This is a genomic window from Pedobacter sp. MR22-3, from assembly GCF_026240075.1.
Taxonomy (GTDB): Bacteria; Bacteroidota; Bacteroidia; order Sphingobacteriales; family Sphingobacteriaceae; genus Pedobacter.
On sequence record NZ_JAPIVF010000001.1, the window covers coordinates 88,575 to 106,023 of the forward strand.

General features: G+C 39.8%; 18 protein-coding genes and 1 riboswitch. Of the genes, 9 read left to right on the plus strand and 9 right to left on the minus strand.

Annotated features, from left to right (window positions below; translation table 11 throughout):
* The first annotated feature begins 58 nt into the window (after positions 1–58).
* Complete coding sequence (locus OQ267_RS00375; RefSeq protein ID WP_265834489.1) at positions 59–373, plus strand: DUF2892 domain-containing protein; 315 nt, start codon at positions 59–61, stop codon at positions 371–373.
* A 66-nt stretch (positions 374–439) separates the two neighbouring features.
* Positions 440–1,222: a 3-keto-disaccharide hydrolase gene (locus tag OQ267_RS00380; protein WP_265819123.1), complete on the plus strand. Its 783-nt coding sequence runs from the start codon at positions 440–442 to the stop codon at positions 1,220–1,222.
* A gap of 38 nt (positions 1,223–1,260) precedes the next feature.
* On the opposite strand, the gene aat is transcribed toward OQ267_RS00380, so the two are convergent.
* Entirely contained in the window at positions 1,261–1,905 is a 645-nt protein-coding gene (gene aat / locus OQ267_RS00385) for a leucyl/phenylalanyl-tRNA--protein transferase (protein ID WP_265834490.1), read from the minus strand.
* Positions 1,906–1,979: 74 nt separating this feature from the next.
* On the opposite strand from aat, the gene OQ267_RS00390 reads away from it, so the two are divergent.
* Positions 1,980–3,413 (plus strand): DUF1800 domain-containing protein, encoded by a 1,434-nt coding sequence (locus tag OQ267_RS00390; RefSeq protein WP_265834491.1) that lies wholly within the window; start codon positions 1,980–1,982, stop codon positions 3,411–3,413.
* A gap of 18 nt (positions 3,414–3,431) precedes the next feature.
* A complete protein-coding gene (locus tag OQ267_RS00395) occupies positions 3,432–4,631 on the plus strand; it encodes a DUF1501 domain-containing protein (RefSeq protein WP_265834492.1) in 1,200 nt (399 codons plus the stop codon).
* A 145-nt stretch (positions 4,632–4,776) separates the two neighbouring features.
* Here OQ267_RS00395 and OQ267_RS00400 read toward each other — a convergent pair whose 3' ends face one another.
* Positions 4,777–5,121, minus strand: coding sequence for a hypothetical protein (locus OQ267_RS00400; protein ID WP_265834493.1), 345 nt, complete (start codon positions 5,119–5,121; stop codon positions 4,777–4,779).
* Between the two features lie 116 nt (positions 5,122–5,237).
* Between OQ267_RS00400 and OQ267_RS00405 the strand changes: the two genes are divergently transcribed.
* Positions 5,238–5,606: a YccF domain-containing protein gene (locus OQ267_RS00405; RefSeq protein ID WP_265834494.1), complete on the plus strand. Its 369-nt coding sequence runs from the start codon at positions 5,238–5,240 to the stop codon at positions 5,604–5,606.
* A gap of 17 nt (positions 5,607–5,623) precedes the next feature.
* Here the strand turns inward: OQ267_RS00405 and OQ267_RS00410 are convergent, their stop codons facing one another.
* The gene (locus tag OQ267_RS00410) at positions 5,624–6,598 is read right to left on the minus strand and encodes an App1 family protein (protein ID WP_265834495.1); all 975 of its coding nucleotides are present in this window, start codon (positions 6,596–6,598) and stop codon (positions 5,624–5,626) included.
* 60 nt (positions 6,599–6,658) lie between these two features.
* Here OQ267_RS00410 and OQ267_RS00415 point away from each other — a divergent pair, with 60 nt between their 5' ends.
* Positions 6,659–7,513 carry a diacylglycerol/lipid kinase family protein gene (locus OQ267_RS00415; RefSeq protein ID WP_265834497.1) on the plus strand — a complete coding sequence of 285 codons (855 nt, stop codon included), beginning with the start codon at positions 6,659–6,661 and terminating at the stop codon, positions 7,511–7,513.
* Positions 7,514–8,079: 566 nt separating this feature from the next.
* On the opposite strand, the gene OQ267_RS00420 is transcribed toward OQ267_RS00415, so the two are convergent.
* The 4 genes from OQ267_RS00420 to hflX all read right to left on the minus strand — a co-directional run bounded on the left by OQ267_RS00420 (position 8,080) and on the right by hflX (position 11,226).
* The gene (locus OQ267_RS00420) at positions 8,080–8,733 is read right to left on the minus strand and encodes an energy transducer TonB (RefSeq protein ID WP_265834498.1); all 654 of its coding nucleotides are present in this window, start codon (positions 8,731–8,733) and stop codon (positions 8,080–8,082) included.
* Positions 8,734–8,778: 45 nt separating this feature from the next.
* Entirely contained in the window at positions 8,779–9,486 is a 708-nt protein-coding gene (locus tag OQ267_RS00425) for a peptidoglycan DD-metalloendopeptidase family protein (protein ID WP_265834499.1), read from the minus strand.
* Between the two features lie 163 nt (positions 9,487–9,649).
* Positions 9,650–10,027, minus strand: coding sequence for a 30S ribosome-binding factor RbfA (gene rbfA, locus OQ267_RS00430; RefSeq protein WP_088299610.1), 378 nt, complete (start codon positions 10,025–10,027; stop codon positions 9,650–9,652).
* A gap of 11 nt (positions 10,028–10,038) precedes the next feature.
* Positions 10,039–11,226 carry a GTPase HflX gene (gene hflX, locus OQ267_RS00435; RefSeq protein WP_088299611.1) on the minus strand — a complete coding sequence of 396 codons (1,188 nt, stop codon included), beginning with the start codon at positions 11,224–11,226 and terminating at the stop codon, positions 10,039–10,041.
* Between the two features lie 219 nt (positions 11,227–11,445).
* On the opposite strand from hflX, the gene radA reads away from it, so the two are divergent.
* Both radA and OQ267_RS00445 read left to right on the plus strand, forming a co-directional pair.
* Positions 11,446–12,822 (plus strand): DNA repair protein RadA, encoded by a 1,377-nt coding sequence (gene radA, locus OQ267_RS00440; protein WP_088299612.1) that lies wholly within the window; start codon positions 11,446–11,448, stop codon positions 12,820–12,822.
* Between the two features lie 341 nt (positions 12,823–13,163).
* Positions 13,164–13,628, plus strand: coding sequence for a DUF4920 domain-containing protein (locus tag OQ267_RS00445; RefSeq protein WP_265819135.1), 465 nt, complete (start codon positions 13,164–13,166; stop codon positions 13,626–13,628).
* 75 nt (positions 13,629–13,703) lie between these two features.
* Here OQ267_RS00445 and OQ267_RS00450 read toward each other — a convergent pair whose 3' ends face one another.
* A complete protein-coding gene (locus tag OQ267_RS00450; protein WP_265819136.1) occupies positions 13,704–14,768 on the minus strand; it encodes a branched-chain amino acid aminotransferase in 1,065 nt (354 codons plus the stop codon).
* A gap of 232 nt (positions 14,769–15,000) precedes the next feature.
* Positions 15,001–15,966, minus strand: a complete 966-nt coding sequence (locus tag OQ267_RS00455) for a tryptophan 2,3-dioxygenase family protein (protein WP_088299614.1) — start codon at positions 15,964–15,966, stop codon at positions 15,001–15,003.
* Positions 15,967–16,030: 64 nt separating this feature from the next.
* Positions 16,031–16,093, plus strand: a riboswitch (Fluoride riboswitch).
* 16 nt (positions 16,094–16,109) lie between these two features.
* Between OQ267_RS00455 and OQ267_RS00460 the strand changes: the two genes are divergently transcribed.
* Positions 16,110–17,399, plus strand: coding sequence for a voltage-gated chloride channel family protein (locus OQ267_RS00460; protein WP_265834500.1), 1,290 nt, complete (start codon positions 16,110–16,112; stop codon positions 17,397–17,399).
* Positions 17,400–17,449: the final 50 nt, after the last annotated feature.

The following is a 17,449-nucleotide window of genomic DNA, read 5'->3' on the forward strand; positions in this document are numbered from 1 at the left end:
ATCATTTTAAAACTGTATCATTTTCCAGTTGTTATTAAATCACATTAAATCTACCATCATGGAAAACGAAAATTTAAATAGAGCTATTGACAATGTAAAAGAGGCCTGGAAATATCCTGAATTGTTTCAAAATATCTCCAGATCAGAACGTTGGCTATCTGGTGCAGCCGGAACTTATTTGCTTTTTAAAGGATTAACCAATGTGTTTTCTCACCCGGTTATTGCTTTAACGGGAGCTGCTGTAGGTGCAGGATTACTTTACAGGGGTTTAACCGGATATTGCCCGCTAAAAGATTTACAGGAACAACGTGAAGAACTCATCCCTGATGAAATCGTAATCAAAGAAACGTATTTAGCTGATGATCTGGCGTAATAAATTGAATACGAAATTTCTATTTCTTAATAAACTGGTTAACTTTAAAAAAGATAACCTATAATTATGAGCAAATACGCATTACTTTTCATTCCAACACTATTTGGTATGTCGGCATTAGCGCAGGATAAAAAAACAGATCCGGCAAAAGAAGCGGCCAAAACAGAAGTCTGGGAACCTGTTCCAAAAACGGTAACCCCAGGTAACCTGCCTCAGGATGCACCTTCTGATGCTATTATTTTGTTTAACGGCAGAAATCTGGATGCCTGGCATTCTGTTAACGATCCGTCAAAACCTGCAGCCTGGACGATAGATGATGGCTTCTTTACGGTAAAAAAAGGCACCGGTAATATTGAAACCAATAAAAAGTTTACAGACTATCAGCTTCACATGGAGTGGAGAATCCCGGCTAACATTACCGGAACAAGCCAGGCCCGAGGAAATAGTGGTGTATTTTTGGCATCTACAGGTCCAGGCGATAGCGGATATGAAATCCAGATTATGGATTCCTATCAGAATAAAACATATGTTAACGGGCAAACCGGAAGTGTGTATAAACAGGGGATTCCACTGGCGAATGCCAATAAAAAACCCGGTGAATGGCAGTATTATGATATCATATGGAATGCCCCACGATTTAAGGAAGACGGATCTGTGCTAAAGCCTGCAACAGTTACAGTAATGCTTAACGGTGTTTTATTACAAAATAATTTCGTGGTAAAGGGCGAAACCAGATGGATTGGTGCACCCGAATATAAAAAACATGGCGCCGCATCAATTAAACTTCAGGATCACGGCGACCCCAGCCCAGCTATTAGCTTTAGAAATATTTGGGTTAGAGAACTTTAACACTTAAGACCTGCAATTTATTTTGCAGGTTTTTTTTGCTATCTGAAGCCATGACCGGCTTGAAGAAATTCCATATACACTTCTCTTGAGATCATTTCAGCACCTAAACTCATTAAATGATCATTAGGTAACTGACAATCAATCAAATCAATATCCAGTCGGCTTAAATAAATTAATGCCGCCTTTGATGCATTACTGACAGTACTAAACATGCTTTCCCCGCAAAAAACGCGGTTTATTTTCAGTCCGTATAATCCACCGGCCAGCTGATCATGATGCCAAACTTCTACACTGTGTGCATAACCATGCCGATGAAGGTTAATGTAGGCTGCCTGCATTTCGTTGGTGATCCAGGTTCCATCCTGCCCTTTCCTCGGTGTTTTAGCACAGTTCGAAATCACTTCTTCAAATGCGGTATTGCATGTAATTTTAAATACGTCATCCCGAAATATTTTGCGCATGCTCTTACTCACTAACAGGCGTTCAGGATAGATCACACAACGTTCATGAGGCGCATACCATAAAATGGGTTCTCCCTCACTAAACCATGGAAAAATTCCGCTAGAGTAGGCCAGTAACAATCTTTCCAGACTCAAATCGCCACCAATCGCAAGTAAACCATCATCTTCAGCAAGGGCTGGATCAGGAAAGATCATTTCATGATCTGGTAATTGAAAAAACATCCTCAAAAATAAGAAAGAAAAATAACGATTAAACCCGGGCGTTTAAATCATGTCCTACAACTAAACTGTTTATTATGAGTGCAAAAGACAATTTCATCAAAGTAAAGCATCTTTACAATAGGGCCGGATTCGGAATTTCATATGCTGATTTACATAAACTAAGCAAAAAAAGCATCGAAAAAAATGTTGCCGGATTATTAAAAGAAGCTAAAGATGATTCGATCAGCCTGGTGAGTGATACCGAATCCAGACGCCAGATGCTTGTTCAGGCTGGCTTATATGCTAAAAAAGACCTCACCGATGAAGAAAAGAAAATTCGTCAGGAAATTACCCGCATGCAGAATGAAGTGAGTAAGGACCTGAATATTGCCTGGATTGATAAATTGATTAATACCACCTCCCCTTTGCGAGAAAAGATGACGCTTTTTTGGCATGGCCATTTTGCTTGCCGCAGCAATGAACCTCTACACGCACAACAGCTCAATAACATCCAGAGAACACACGGATTAGGCAGTTTCAAAACACTATTGGTTGAAGTGTCTAAATCACCGGCGATGTTACAATACCTGAACAATCAGCAAAACAGAAAGGGCAAACCCAACGAAAACTTTGCCCGTGAATTGATGGAACTTTTTACGCTGGGCAGAGGAAAATACACCGAAAATGACATTAAGGAATCGGCAAGATCTTTTACCGGATGGATGTATGACAAAGACGGAGCATTTATTTTCCGTCAAAACCTGCATGATGAGGGTACCAAAACATTTTTTGGAAAAACAGGTAATTTTGATGGAGAGAATATCATTGACCTCATTTTAGCAAAACCGGATACTGCTGAATTCATTTCCAGAAAAGTTTATAAATTTTTTGTTAATGATCAACCCAATGAAGTACATGTAAAAGAATTGGGTGATCATTTTTATGCATCTAACTACGATATTTCAGCATTGATGCAGAAGATGTTTACTTCTGAATGGTTTTATGCTCCGGAAAATGTAGGGACTAAAATCAAATCGCCGATAGAGTTTCTGGTAGGTTTAAGCCGGGAATTTTATGTCACTTATAATAAACCACAAATACTGATTCAGCTACAGAGCAGCCTGGGCCAGTACCTGTTTAACCCACCCAATGTAGCGGGTTGGCCTGGAGGGCAAAACTGGATAGATAGTTCGTCTCTCATGTTGAGGATGCGGATTCCTTCTTTAGTTTTGAATGATGGTGAGATTGATTTTAGTGGCAAAGCAGATCCGGAAGATGAGGCTGTAATCGCCCTGAACAAAAATACTGCGGCAAATAAAAATTCGAAGCCAAAATCTTATGTAAATGCCAATGCAGATTGGTCAAAATTTTTAAGCACCTTCCCTAAAGGGATATCGCCCACTGAACTTACTTCGTTTCTCTTACAGCCAAAACTGAATGATAAAATCATAAAAATGGTGAGCAACAATAAGGGCCTTCGAAGCACTGCAGTTGAAATTACCAGTATGCCGGAATATCAGCTTGTTTAAATCTCAAATCATAAGGACATGAACAGAAGAAATTTTTTAAGAAACACAGGTTTTGTTGCCGCAGGTTCCCTATTTGTACCCGCATTTATGAAACCTTTTGAGGCTTTAGCACTTGATGAACTGAGCCTTTATAAAAACCTGGTGGTGGTACAACTATCCGGCGGGAACGATGGCTTAAATACCGTAGTGCCTTTTGGAAATGACATTTATTATCAGAAAAGAAAAAGTATTGCCATTAAACCACAGGAAGTCATCAAACTTAACAATATGCAGGGACTAAATCCTAACATGGCAGCTTTACAAGAGATTTATGACCAGGGCTGGATGACCATCATCAATGATGTCGGCTATCCCAATCCGGATCGTTCGCACTTCCGCTCTATGGATATCTGGCAAACGGGTAGCGACAGCCATCAGTTCCTGTCAACCGGCTGGATTGGCCGCTACCTCGACAGCAACTGCCAGACCTGCAAATTCCCTTATACAGCCATTGAAGTAGATGATTCATTATCACTGGCCATGAAAGGACAAACTAAAAAAGGCATTGCCCTGAAAGATCCTGCATCACTATTCAACAACACGAATAACCCTTTTTTTAAGGCGGTATTGCAAAATGACCAGGAACATTTGGATGAAGATAATTTAGGTTATTTGTATAAAACCATGATTGAAACGCAATCATCAGCCAGCTACATCCAGAATACTTCAAAGATCTACCAATCTAAATTCACCTATCCTTCCAGCGGCTTCGCCAACCAGCTGAAAACGGTATCCAAATTCATTTCTTCGGGATTAAAAACCAGGGTTTATTATGTATCGCTCAGCGGTTTTGATACCCATGTGAATCAAATCGGCCAGCAAGGCAATTTATTAAAACAATACAGCGAAGGCATGGCTGCTTTTATAAAAGATCTTAAAACCAATAATAAGCTGGAAGATACACTGGTTATCACTTTTTCAGAATTTGGCCGCCGCGTGGAACAAAATGCAAGCAGCGGGACAGATCATGGTACGGCGAATAATATGTTCGTATTTGGTGGCCGGCTTAAAAAACAAGGCATCTTTAATGATGCGCCAAACTTAAGCGATTTGGATAGCGGTGATTTGAAATACCAACTCGATTTCCGCCAGGTTTACGGCACCATACTAGATAAATGGCTGGATGTAAACAATGGTGAAATCTTAAATAAAAAATTCAACACACTGGACTTCATATAATTTCAAACACCCGGGTTTTGGCTGTGAAGAGTACTGCCATTCATTACAACGCCGGCAATAGAAAAAATTGCCGGCGTTTCTATCCTGATGTGATTGACCTACAAGTGCAGCGAAAAAGAACAACCTTCCTGCAATTTATCGGTATCTATTTTCGCTTTAACAGATATACCACATCCCTTTTTTCACCTTCGGTAAAAACCTGGAAAAGCTCATAGCCATAGGATTTCGCCTTGTTAATAAAGTCTAACGCAGAATTAAATTGTATTTTCTTTCCGTCGTCATCCTTTAATACAGTATTCTCCCAATCGTTTGTTAGTTGTCCATATTCAATGGTGATAAAAAAGGTTCGCGCTAAAACCCTTTCATCTGCCCTGACCTGGATATAGTCAGCTTTGATATCTGTCAACCGAATGCCATTTACAATTTGTGCTTTAACATCGACCGATGCAAAGCCAGCCATGAGTGTGGCTAAAATTAATAATTTTTTCATAACCTGTTTCTTTTGTGTGTGCTTGTAAATTAAGAAAAAACATTTTTTGAAAAGAGAAGAATCAATTAACAATTGTAACATTTACAACTAAAAGCTATCTTAAACTAAAAAATAAAATGAACTTTTTAGGCAATATTATCTGGGTTATTTTTGGCGGGATTTTTATTTTCTTCGAATATATTATAGGCGGTTTAATTCTTTGCCTGACCATTGTGGGCATTCCCTTTGGCATTCAATGCTTTAAATTTGCAATTGTTGGCCTTGCCCCTTTTGGGGTTAAAATCACTGATACATCTTCAAATACCGGCTGCTTATCAACGATTATGAATATACTCTGGTTAGTGTGTGGCGGGTTTTGGATTGCCTTAACACATCTGTTCTTCGGAATTTTATTTTGCATCACCATTATAGGCATTCCCTTTGGCAGACAACACTTTAAATTAATGAACCTGGCTTTTACACCTTTTGGAAAATCAATCGCATAAAATTTAAGAATCCAGGTTTACTGAATTAAACCAATAGCATTTGAATGTTTGATGGCCTCATTACTATCTTTAAACAGGCAGGTGCGAACGTTATGCGTTTCGATTCGTTGCATCAGTAATTGTGTTTCATCTTCTTTTTCAGGCCTGATGTTGCGGATGTAAACGGCCTCAATATTCTGTGGGTATCTTTCTACAATCTGCGTATAGATAATAGGATCATGCTGAGAATTATCACCAAAAAAAATGAATTTCTGGTTTGGAAAAGCATCCAGAATGCGCATCACCCGCAGTAACTTCCCTTCGTGTCCGGTTTTACCGGTTTTAAGCAAATCGCTCCACTTCTTTAAGGTATTCAGCAGAAATGCCCCATCCGGAAGTTTGTTAAAACGAAAGGTTTCAATTAGGTAATCATACAGGTTCCATTCACTGCTGCTGACATAAAAAAAGGGATTAGGCTGATTTTTATCCGTATGCGATAAGGCCAGTTGCCGGTAATGGCTTGCCGCATCCGGGAAGGTTTTCCGGGTATGTGGATTTTTAATAGAAAGTTCACGCAGCCTTCTCCCAATGGTTGCAGAATGCGAAATCATCACCGTATCATCCACATCAGAAATAAAGGCGTATTGCGTAATATGCGGTACGTAAACTTTGCCTTCACCAGTATTCAATACATTTCCGTCCTTATCAACAGCCGCTACTTTTACATGATGCCAGCCTGCCTGAACATCTTCATCAGCCGCCCATTCAAATTTAAAGAAACCATCGTGTTCAGTTTTCTGATATACGGTTTGTCCGAAAAACTGAAGCCTGACCTCAACCAAAGGATAGGGCTTCAAAATAAAAAGCTTTAACAGGTGGATAACATTGACCAAAATGTTGTTGCTGTAAACCTGTTTACTTTTTGCCTTACGTTTAAATACATGACCATAAACAACAAGGTTATGTTTGTGCCCGTAACCATGATAAACTTTTACACTAACAGATTTATTCATTGATATTAAAACAGAGTTTCATAAAAGTTGTTTGTTGTTGTAAGCCATTAGGTTAAGCACATGAAATTACTATTTGTTATAAATCCGGGCTCCGGTAGTCACGATCTCAATTTAAAGGATGTAATTTCTGCACATTTTTCTTCAAAAGACATCACAACCGAACTATTTGAGCTTCCTAAAGATTGCTCGCTTAAAAATATAAAGGAAAAAATCAATCAGGAAAAAGCAGACCGGGTGGTGGCCGTTGGTGGAGACGGAACCCTGAAACTTGTTGCAGAATGCCTGCTGAACACCGGCATTCCAATAGGCATTATCCCTGCCGGATCTGCAAATGGAATGGCAAAGGAATTGGGTATTCCGACAGATATTGAATTGGCACTTGATCTGGTTGTCAGCGGCAAACCGCATCAAATTCATGCTATTAAACTAAACGATGAGCTTTGCATTCACTTATCAGACCTTGGTTTTAATGCCTACCTGGTAAAGAAATTTGATACGATGCCCGAACGTGGCATGTGGGGTTATGCCAAAGCGACCTGGCATGCCTTGTGGAACCACAAACGTATGCAGATTGAACTCAATATTAAAGGAGCAACCATTAAATCTGCTGCAGCTATGGTGGCTATTGCCAATGCAACCATGTATGGTACAGGCCTGAAAATAAACCCTGACGGGAAACTTGATGATGAATTGTTTGAAATTGTGGTGGTGAAAGATTATTCCTACCTGGAAATCTTAAAAATCTGGCTGACCAAACTTCCTTTTAATCCGAAAAAAATAGAAGTTTTTCAAACCTCACGGGTGAAAATATCTTCCAAACACAAAGCCCATTTTCAGGTAGATGGAGAATACATAGGTAAAGTAAACGAAGTTACTGCTAAAATTTTACCTGCCTCCGTAACCGTAATTTTATAACCTGAACTATTGAAAATAATGAATAACAGAGATATGCAGCGTTTAGCGCAACCTTATCTATACTTATGTTTTTATTTGTGTTTAAAACTAAAGAATTTTTTCAGCATCCAGATCTGCTAATCCCTGTCATCCGCAGGAAACGATGATTAGAAATTTAAGCCATGAGGACAATGATTTTAAAAATACCGTTTATGAATTTGAACAGTATAATATAACCTAAAGAACTCTGCAATAAAGCATACTTTAAAAAGAGCGTTAAACCAGGCATTACTTAAGCTAAATAATTCAGGCAAAAAGGTAATGAAACCTATTGAAAAAACCCACACGATTAACCGAAAGGGAAACTGCACATAGTAAGCGATAAACCCAAATTTGCGAGATAGGAATAACCCTATTGCAGAAACAAAAAGCAGCACAAATAAAAACAAAGTAAGCCACACTTTAACCTGGGAAACCAGCTGATCGGGAATTTGATTGAGGTGTGTAATCATTCCCCAAAATTGTTTGGCCAGTAAAAAAATGCTAAGAAGATCGAGAAAGGCGAAAAATCGGACAGTATTTTTCATTTATTTACAATATTTAGCCAGGTAAGCATCCGCCATATTGCTCCCCATATTCTTAACAAAAAAGAAATCCTCGCAAGCCCCCTGACGATCACCCTGCTTAATTTTTTTCAGTCCCGTTTCTATTCTCGAATTCAGGTAATCATCATCAATCCCCAACTGTTTTTTAATGGCAATAAACTGGACTTCCTGCCCGGGTTTCGCCTGATCTATATTTTTATAGAAATTAATCACCGAATTGGTTAATGCTTCTTCTGATTGATAGGCCCTGATTGCAGCAGCCATATCTGATTTAGATTTCCCTTCACATTGATAGCCTTCCAGCCGGAAGTTTACCGGAATAATTACCGCTGTTGTGGTATCATAACCGGAAGGCACCTTCCATTTGCCACTACTCAGGCGTACCAGCCTCAGGGCTTCTTCATCCAGATCTGTAAGAATACCCTTAGTAACTTTGGAAGAGTATATTTTACCTTGCTGATCTAATTTAAAGCTGATGCTAACTGTACCCTGTATGCAATTTGCCTTGGAGAAGGCCGGGTAAATGGTATGTTCTCTTAAAAAATCAGCAAAGTTGCCCTTTCCAGCTTCGAACTGAACCTGTGCGGAAACAAATACACTAAAAAAAACAAAGCAAATGGTTGTGAGCACTTTCATATTTTCTAATTTACGTAAAAAATAACTGCTGCGTTTCAGCATGCATTAATCAGATCCCATATGATGCAGGTGGAGCGCCAGTATGATATTCGGATCAGGGCAATTTTCCAGGTATTCTTCCCTTTCACTAAACCGGCATACACCGGGATAATCACCTTTCCACTTCCCCATATCCCGAATCATCTGAAAGTGTAAATGTGGTGGCCAGTTCCCGTTTTCTTCCTTTACGCCTAATGTGGCAAATTTGCTTCCTGCAGCAATAAAATCTCCTTCCTTCAGGCCGTTCAAGGATTCCAGACTTAAATGCCCATACAACGCATGAAATGTATAACCAGCCATTTCATAAGCAAGTACAATGGTTGCACCATAATCTCCAAAGTGATTATTGTTGGCGAAACTATGTACCCTTGCCTCATAAAAATTGCAAATTGCTGTTCCGGCAGGGGCCCAGATATCGACACCCAAATGCAATCTTCGTGGTTCTTCTTCGGTATCGAAATGAGCACTGCGGGCATAAATGGTCCGGTGCTCATTATAACCTCCAATGCCATAACGGGCCTGATGCTTTACAAGTTGCTGATCTACCCATCTGGAGAACATCTCTGTATCTGCTAATGTTTCATTGGTAAGTTCAACATTATTCGCTGTAAAATCCAAGAACAAGAGCTGATCGGTATCTGCATTAAAATCAATTATACTTTGAATATGTGCTGCATTTGCATGAATAACCTGCTCAAATGTTTTCATTTTCATGTTAATAGGTATGGTGATACGTGTTGGGTTCTGGCAAGCATTTTTTCAACAGGAAACTTAAACTATTGGCTCCCATCTTCAGGCTGTAAAAAAATACCCGCAGGTAGGTTTACCATGCGGGCATAAATCTTTTTCGAGGTACAATACCCTAATTCAGCTTGAATTATTCAGCTTCCTCGTCTGGTTGTCTTGGTTCCTTTGCTATTTTCTCAAACAGGTGATCCATGCGTTCCACGTACTCATTGGTATCATCCACAAAAAAAGTAAGTTCCGGCACCACCCTTACCTGGTGGCGAATCCGTGCACCCAGTTTATACCGGATCTCGCCGGCATGTGAATTAACGGTATTAATGGATAATGTGGTGTTGCTGGTATTAAAAAAGCTCAGATACACTTTCGCTACAGCTAAATCCGGCGATACCCGCACACGGGTGATGGTTACCAATGTGTTTGGCAAAAATGCTCCACCCTCACGTTGAAAAACCTGTGCCAATTCTTCCTGTAGTACTCCTGCAAATTTTTGCTGACGTTTACTTTCCATATCTTTTATTATTAATAAAGTAAATTATCATACGGGTATCTGGCGGTATGTGCAGCCTTAACTTTATCGTATAATAAATTTTTAAACTCTTCTATGTTCTCTTTTTCCGTTGCTGAAATAAACAGTACAGGGGCCTTGCCATGGCTCATCCAGCTTTTTTTGAAATCGTGAAGACTTAATTTGCCATCGTCATCATCTCCTTCAGTTTCCGGCGATACATAAGCATCAATTTTATTGAACACCAGTATCATATCTTTATCAATTGCACCGATATCCTTCAAGGTTTCATTCACAATATGAATCTGATCTTCAAAATTCGGATGTGAAACATCTACCACATGAATCAGGATATCTGCTTCACGCACTTCATCCAGCGTAGATTTAAAACACTCGACCAGATGATGGGGCAGTTTGCGGATAAACCCAACGGTATCAGACAACAGAAAGGGTAAATTTTCAATCACCACCTTTCTTACGGTCGTATCCAGCGTGGCAAAAAGTTTGTTTTCAGCAAAAACCTCAGATTTTGACAGCATATTCATGATGGTTGATTTACCCACATTGGTATACCCCACTAAAGCCACACGAATGAGCTGACCACGGTTTTTGCGCTGTGTTTCGTTCTGTTTGTCAATTAATCTTAAACGCTCTTTTAGTAAAGAGATTTTATTAAGGATAATCCTTCTATCACTCTCTATCTGTGTTTCACCTGGTCCGCGCATCCCGATACCACCTTTCTGGCGTTCAAGGTGGGTCCACATACCCGTTAACCGGGGTAAAACATATTGCAGTTGTGCTAACTCTACCTGGGTTTTAGCCTGGGCAGTTTGTGCTCTCCCGGCAAAAATATCCAGGATCAGGTTACTGCGATCCAAAACTTTTACCCCAAGTTCACGATCAATATTACGCAGTTGAGATGGGGATAATTCATCATCAAAAACCACGGTATCAATCTCCTCCGATTTTACATATGCCTTGATTTCTTCCAGCTTTCCGGTACCGACAAAAGTGGCACGCTCCGGCTTCAACATCTTTTGGGTAAAATTCTTTTCCACTTTACCGCCAGCTGTTTCAACCAGAAAAGCTAATTCATCTAAATATTCTTTTGTTTGTTCTTCCTTTTCGCCCGGCGTAATTACACCAACCAATATGGCCCGCTCCTGCTTGATCGCAGTATCATAAAATTTCTGTTTTCCCATGTAATATGTACAAAGATACAAATTTTGCAAAATGTAACTTTCATTTACAACCCATGAGGTGACAGGAAAGTTTGCCTTTAAGATGGAAGCTTACATTTGCTCCATAAATTTAAATATTCTCATCCGCAACAATCAATTATTCCTGCCCGGAAATGTTTATAAAAATAAAAGCACAATCACGCACTAAAGGTTAAATTCGTATTCTAAAATTGAAAGCAATTGGCAAAAACTAAAACAGCATATTTCTGTCAGAGTTGTGGTTATGAATCAGCAAAGTGGTTAGGAAAATGTCCTTCATGTGGGCAATGGAATACATTTGTTGAAGAAATTATAGAGAAAAGCACCACATCTGTACCCGCCTGGAAAACCGAAACCAGTTCGAGAAAATTAAGCAAACCCAGTAAGGTTGATGAGATACAGTCATCCGTAGAAAGAAGGATCTTAACCGGCGATAAAGAACTTGACCGTGTTTTAGGTGGTGGTTTGGTAGAAGGATCACTGGTGCTGATTGGGGGCGAACCGGGCATTGGTAAATCTACCCTCATGCTACAACTGGCCCTAAATTTAAAGGGTAAAAAGCTTCTTTATATTTCTGGTGAGGAAAGTGAACAGCAAATAAAAATGCGGGCAGAGCGGATTAAAGAAAGTCCGTCTGCAGACTGCTATATCCTGACTGAAACATCCACCCAAAATATCTTTAAACAAATCGAAATATTGCAACCAGAGATACTGGTGGTAGATTCTATTCAAACCTTACATTCAGCTCATATTGATTCTACTCCGGGAAGTGTGTCACAGGTAAGGGAATGTACTGCAGAGTTACTTCGTTTTGCGAAAGAAACCGGTGTACCGGTTTTTCTGATCGGCCATATTACCAAGGACGGCGCCATTGCCGGACCGAAAATCCTGGAACACATGGTAGACACTGTTTTACAGTTTGAAGGCGACAGGCATCATGTTTACCGGATCCTGAGGTCGATTAAAAACCGTTTCGGGGCCGCAGCTGAGCTGGGAATATATGAAATGCAGGGAAGTGGCTTAAGGGAAGTATCTAATCCTTCTGAAATACTCCTCTCGCAGCGCGATGAAGAATTAAGTGGCATTGCGATATCAGCTATGCTGGAAGGTGCACGTCCGATGTTAATTGAAACACAGGCATTGGTAAGTGCGGCTGCTTATGGTACGCCACAACGATCGGCTACCGGCTTTGATACCAAACGAATGAACATGCTTTTAGCCGTACTGGAAAAACGTTGCGGCTTCAGGTTAAGTACCCAGGATGTTTTTTTAAATATTGCAGGTGGCATCCGGGTGGAAGACCCTGCAATTGATCTGGCTGTGCTGATTGCGATTATCTCCTCCCATCAGGATATTTCCATTTCATCCAAGAATTGTTTTGCCGCTGAAGTTGGCTTATCAGGAGAAATCAGGGCAGTAAACCGGATTGAACAACGTATTGCCGAAGCTGATAAACTGGGTTTCGAAACCATTTACATTTCAAAATATAACCTGAAAGGAATTGACATTGCTAAATATCACCTGGAAATTAAAGCCGTAAGTAAAATTGAAGAAGTTTTCGGGATGATTTTCGGTTAAGTAATAGGTATACGATAGTGGAATTTATGCAACGAATTTTCCACATTTTGATCATCAAATTCCCCAGATTTTAATTTTTAAAAATCCATAAACTCCTTTAAGGAATAAATAAAACATTAATAATCAATTATTTAAAAAATATATAAATTATTTTTATGGTTCTGGTTTAACCTTTGCCTGAGTTGTTTTGTTGTTCATCATGGGATGTGATTGATAACACTAGGGATGATTTTCCCCGTTAGCCATACCTAACGGGGATTTTTTTATTTATACAATTCCACTAAATTTTAGATAACTTTAAATCAGATAAATAACCGCGTCAAACTTTAAAAATATTCCCAATGAAAAAAATTATTTTAGGCCTGGGTTTTTGCCTTTTCGCTCTTACCGGCTTTTCACAAACAGCATATACAGGCCAGAAATTTGGAGCTGAAGTAACAATGGGTAACGTTAAACCTGCTGCCAAAATGGAGGCTGCAATGGGAAATAAAACTACAGCAGACATGAAGATTCAGGGCAAAGTGGTTGATGTGTGCAAGAAAAAAGGCTGCTGGATGACTTTGGAAATGCCTAATGGTGAACCCATGCGTGTGACATTTAAAGACTATGCTTTTTTTATGCCAATGGATATTATAGGTAAGAATGTAGTGTTGGATGGTTTAGCCAAAAAACAAACCATCTCTGTAGAAACTTTACGGCACTATGCTGAAGATGCTAAAAAATCGCCCGAAGAAGTAGCGAAAATTACTGATCCTAAAAAGGAACTGGCTTTCGAAGCGAAAGGTGTAGTCATTTTGGATAAATAATTGAAGCTGGAAGGCGCAAAAAATAATCCCGGTACAGATGCTGCTTCGGGATTATTTTCCTGGTGATGAATGGAATTATAAAACCCAGTTCCAACCAAATTTATCAGGTGCCAAACCATAACGGATATCATTCAACTGTTTAGCAATGCCATTTGAAACCGATCTGGTTGATGGATCAGTTAACTGGTAGATTTCTCCTTTATAACCGATCTGTCCTACATGTGTTACCGTAGCCGCAGTTCCTGCAGCAAAGGCTTCTGTTAAACTCCCGTTCTGAATACCTTCAATCACTTCCTGAACTGAAACCCTGCGTTCTTCTACCTCAATCCCCGCTGCTTTAGCCAGTTTAATGATGGTATCGCGGGTAACGCCGTCTAAAACCGTGCTTCTTACCGATGGTGTAACCAGTTTACCATCCATTACAAACATTAAGTTCGCTGTTCCGGCTTCTTCAATATATTCATGTGCAATAGAATCCGTCCAGATTAATTGATCAAAACCTTCTTTACGCGCCTGTTCGAATGGATATAAAGAACGGGCATAATTTCCGGCAGTTTTTGCGAAACCAACTCCGCCTTCATCTGCACGGGTAAATTCATTTTCAATTTTAACTTTCAGCGCAGAACTGTAGTATGGTCCAGTTGGGGTGGTTAATAAAGCAAATTTATAAGAATCAGATGCCCTTACGCCCAAATAAGGATCTGTGGCGAACATTACCGGACGAATATATAGCGCATAATCTTCCTGATCCGGCACCCATTTTTCGTCAACGGCAATTAACGCAGCCAGGCCCTGCATAAAAATCTCTTCAGGGATGGTTGCCATAGACATTCTAGCGGCAGATTTATTAAAACGTTCGAAATTTTTATCAGCACGAAAAACACTGATTTTTCCATCCGGCTGTCGATAAGCTTTTAAACCTTCAAAAATGGCCTGGCCGTAATGAAGCGCAGAAATTGCAGGGCTCATCGGAATTGGTCCATATGGAAGAATTTGTAAATTTTTCCATTCGCCATCTTCATAATCGGCTGTAAACATGTGATCGGTAAAAACCTTACCGAACGGTAATTGGGAAAAATCGGTAACGCTCAAACGTGTTTGATCCGTCTTGGTGATTTTTATATCTAAGGTCTCGGTCATATTATTGAATTTTGAATGCATGAATTTTGAATGAGTGAATGATTGGATCGTGCAGGTTCCATCATTCCATCAACCAATAATTCAATTATTGTTGAATTTTAAATGATTGATTTTTGAATGAATGACGGTTTGCAACAGGCAAATTCAATCATTCAGGCATTCTCTAACGCAATCATTATTTATTTTGCGCAAATTAAGAAAAAACGGGCTTTTTTAATAGCTTTTCAAAATATTAATCTTTGTTTTTGAGTGTTTTAAGTACACTAAGCACCCAACCTTTACCCCACTCTTCCATTTGTTCGTCTGTCCATAAGAAGGGATAAAAGATTCTTTTTTGAAAACGCGGAGGCAAATATTTCTGCCAGTTGGTTCCTCCAGTTGCCGCCACATCAACCGGGTCTTTTTCCAGGTAACGAACAGCAGATTTATAATGCGACAGCGGCCATTCTACATTGACATACAAATCAAGTTTGCGCAATTCTGCTGCCAGTGCAGAAACATCGGCACCGCTGGCTTGCAGCTGTTGAAATAAGGCAGAGAAATTAGTCAATGACCGATCTTTAGCCAGCTGTAAAAACTGTGCTGCATATTTTTTGATAAATTGTTTCAATGTGAGGGTCTGTTTTCCGGATGCCAGTTCTGTTGCGCCGAATTTCCAGTAAATATGTTCAAACTGCGCTTCAATGGTGGCGCTACTCAACTCCTCCCGTTTACTTTTATCTACCAGGCGAATAAAATCTGTGGCGCAAATTTCAATCATTCTGTATTGCCCCGACTGGAAACCACTCGCAGGCAAAAGCGACATCCGGAACTTCAGGAACTGCTCCTTCTCCATGCCATCTACCATCACTTCAAAAGAAGTGGTTAAGGCATTAAAATAAGCATTTATTCTTTTTACCCGCGCAGTAAAAAAATCTACGGTTAAATGTTCATGCTCGGCTATTTGTCTGCATTCATGCAGGGAAAGTTTAAAATAAAGCTCCGTAATCTGATGATACATGATAAAGATTTCTTCATCAGGAATTGGCGTCTTTGGGTTTTGTAAACTCAACAAAGTATCCAGATGGATATAATCCCAGTAGGTGAGGAAATCAGCATAAAGCAATCCGTCCAGGTAGGAAGCCATGTCCTGGCCCATTGCAGTATATTTTTCCTGAAGCTGATGCAGTTTATCTTTAATTTCTGGTGTAAATTCCATTATTTTGGTTTATTACTACAAAGGTGATAAAGATTTTTGTAGAAATGAGCAAATTTTATACTTTTGAGCTTAAGGCGATGGGGTACCGCCAAAACCGCCCAGACAGGCTGATGACTCCTACGATTTAATAAAATTGAATTCAAATGCCTGTTAAAAATTTAATAGATGGATTTCTGCTGTCCGTCAATCGTTTCATAAAGCAAGATTTTAATTTAATGTTCCTGGATATTGCCAGATGGATATTTTTTTCTGCAGTTATCGGTATAACGGCAGGATCTGCATCAGCATTGTTTTTAGAAACATTGAATTGGGCGACAAATTTCCGTGAACAGCACTTATGGATAATTGCCTTCTTACCTTTAGCCGGTTTACTTATTGGCTTCACGTATCATCACTGGGGAAAAGAAGTGGTTAAAGGGAACAACCTTCTGATAGAGGAACTCCAAAGCCCGAAAAAAGTTATTCCATTAATTATGGCTCCGCTGATTTTTGCCGGAACCATTGTGACCCACTTGTTCGGAGGTTCAGCCGGAAGAGAGGGAACGGCAGTACAAATAGGCGGAGCCTTTGCCGATCAGCTGACAAGGCTGTTCAAACTAAAAACGGGCGACCGAAAAATCATTCTCATATGTGGCATCAGTGCAGGCTTTGCATCTGTTTTTGGAACGCCATTGGCGGGAGCAATTTTCGGACTGGAAGTATTTGTATTGGGTGGTTTAATGTATCGGGCTATTTTACCGTCTTTTATTACGGCAATCATTGCCAACTATGCCTGTAAAGCCTGGGGTGTGGGCCATACGCATTATTTAATGACATCAGTGCCTGAAATGAATTTCACAAATGTGATGATATCACTTGGATCAGGAATAATTTTTGGATTAGTAGCCCGAAGTTTTTCTACGCTTAACCATATGGTATCCCAATTATTTGGTAAAATAAAATATCCGCCTCTTAGGCCATTTATTGGAGGTGCTTTATTGGTAGTGATTATTTTCCTGATCGGAAATACCAGATATACAGGGCTCGGTATTCCTGTAATTTCAGAATCATTTACCCAACAGGAGCCATATTATACCTTTGCCATTAAACTTTTTTTAACGGCTTTAACGTTAGGCTGTGGTTTTAAGGGAGGTGAAGTTACGCCGCTGTTTTTTATCGGAGCTACATTAGGAAGTTTTTTAAGCCTTTTTATGCCATTACCTGTTGGATTATTAGCGGGAATGGGCTTCGTTGCTGTATTTTCCGGCGCGGCCAATACACCGCTGGCCTGTATTTTCATGGGCGCAGAATTATTCGGCTTGCAATCTGCGGTTTATATTGTCTTTGCCTGCATTACTGCATATTTCTTTTCCGGGCATGCGGGAATTTATAAATCACAAGCCATTGGCTGTTTTCAAAGATTTCCCATTAAGAAGCATCAGTTTTTAGGATAAAATACCTGTAAAGCCTCATCAACATGCGAAGGGCAACGGCTTAGCGATGG

Coding starts and splice junctions, on each gene's coding strand:
- OQ267_RS00390 (WP_265834491.1), top strand. CDS start 1,980: ATGAGTGCAAAAGACAATTTCATCAAAGTAAAGCATCTTTACAATAGG.
- OQ267_RS00410 (WP_265834495.1), bottom strand. CDS start 6,598: ATGAATAAATCTGTTAGTGTAAAAGTTTATCATGGTTACGGGCACAAA.
- OQ267_RS00405 (WP_265834494.1), top strand. CDS start 5,238: ATGAACTTTTTAGGCAATATTATCTGGGTTATTTTTGGCGGGATTTTT.
- aat (WP_265834490.1), bottom strand. CDS start 1,905: ATGTTTTTTCAATTACCAGATCATGAAATGATCTTTCCTGATCCAGCC.
- OQ267_RS00445 (WP_265819135.1), top strand. CDS start 13,164: ATGAAAAAAATTATTTTAGGCCTGGGTTTTTGCCTTTTCGCTCTTACC.
- rbfA (WP_088299610.1), bottom strand. CDS start 10,027: ATGGAAAGTAAACGTCAGCAAAAATTTGCAGGAGTACTACAGGAAGAA.
- OQ267_RS00375 (WP_265834489.1), top strand. CDS start 59: ATGGAAAACGAAAATTTAAATAGAGCTATTGACAATGTAAAAGAGGCC.
- OQ267_RS00415 (WP_265834497.1), top strand. CDS start 6,659: ATGAAATTACTATTTGTTATAAATCCGGGCTCCGGTAGTCACGATCTC.
- OQ267_RS00425 (WP_265834499.1), bottom strand. CDS start 9,486: ATGAAAATGAAAACATTTGAGCAGGTTATTCATGCAAATGCAGCACAT.
- OQ267_RS00450 (WP_265819136.1), bottom strand. CDS start 14,768: ATGACCGAGACCTTAGATATAAAAATCACCAAGACGGATCAAACACGT.
- hflX (WP_088299611.1), bottom strand. CDS start 11,226: ATGGGAAAACAGAAATTTTATGATACTGCGATCAAGCAGGAGCGGGCC.
- OQ267_RS00400 (WP_265834493.1), bottom strand. CDS start 5,121: ATGAAAAAATTATTAATTTTAGCCACACTCATGGCTGGCTTTGCATCG.
- OQ267_RS00455 (WP_088299614.1), bottom strand. CDS start 15,966: ATGGAATTTACACCAGAAATTAAAGATAAACTGCATCAGCTTCAGGAA.
- OQ267_RS00380 (WP_265819123.1), top strand. CDS start 440: ATGAGCAAATACGCATTACTTTTCATTCCAACACTATTTGGTATGTCG.
- OQ267_RS00460 (WP_265834500.1), top strand. CDS start 16,110: ATGCCTGTTAAAAATTTAATAGATGGATTTCTGCTGTCCGTCAATCGT.
- OQ267_RS00395 (WP_265834492.1), top strand. CDS start 3,432: ATGAACAGAAGAAATTTTTTAAGAAACACAGGTTTTGTTGCCGCAGGT.
- OQ267_RS00420 (WP_265834498.1), bottom strand. CDS start 8,733: ATGAAAGTGCTCACAACCATTTGCTTTGTTTTTTTTAGTGTATTTGTT.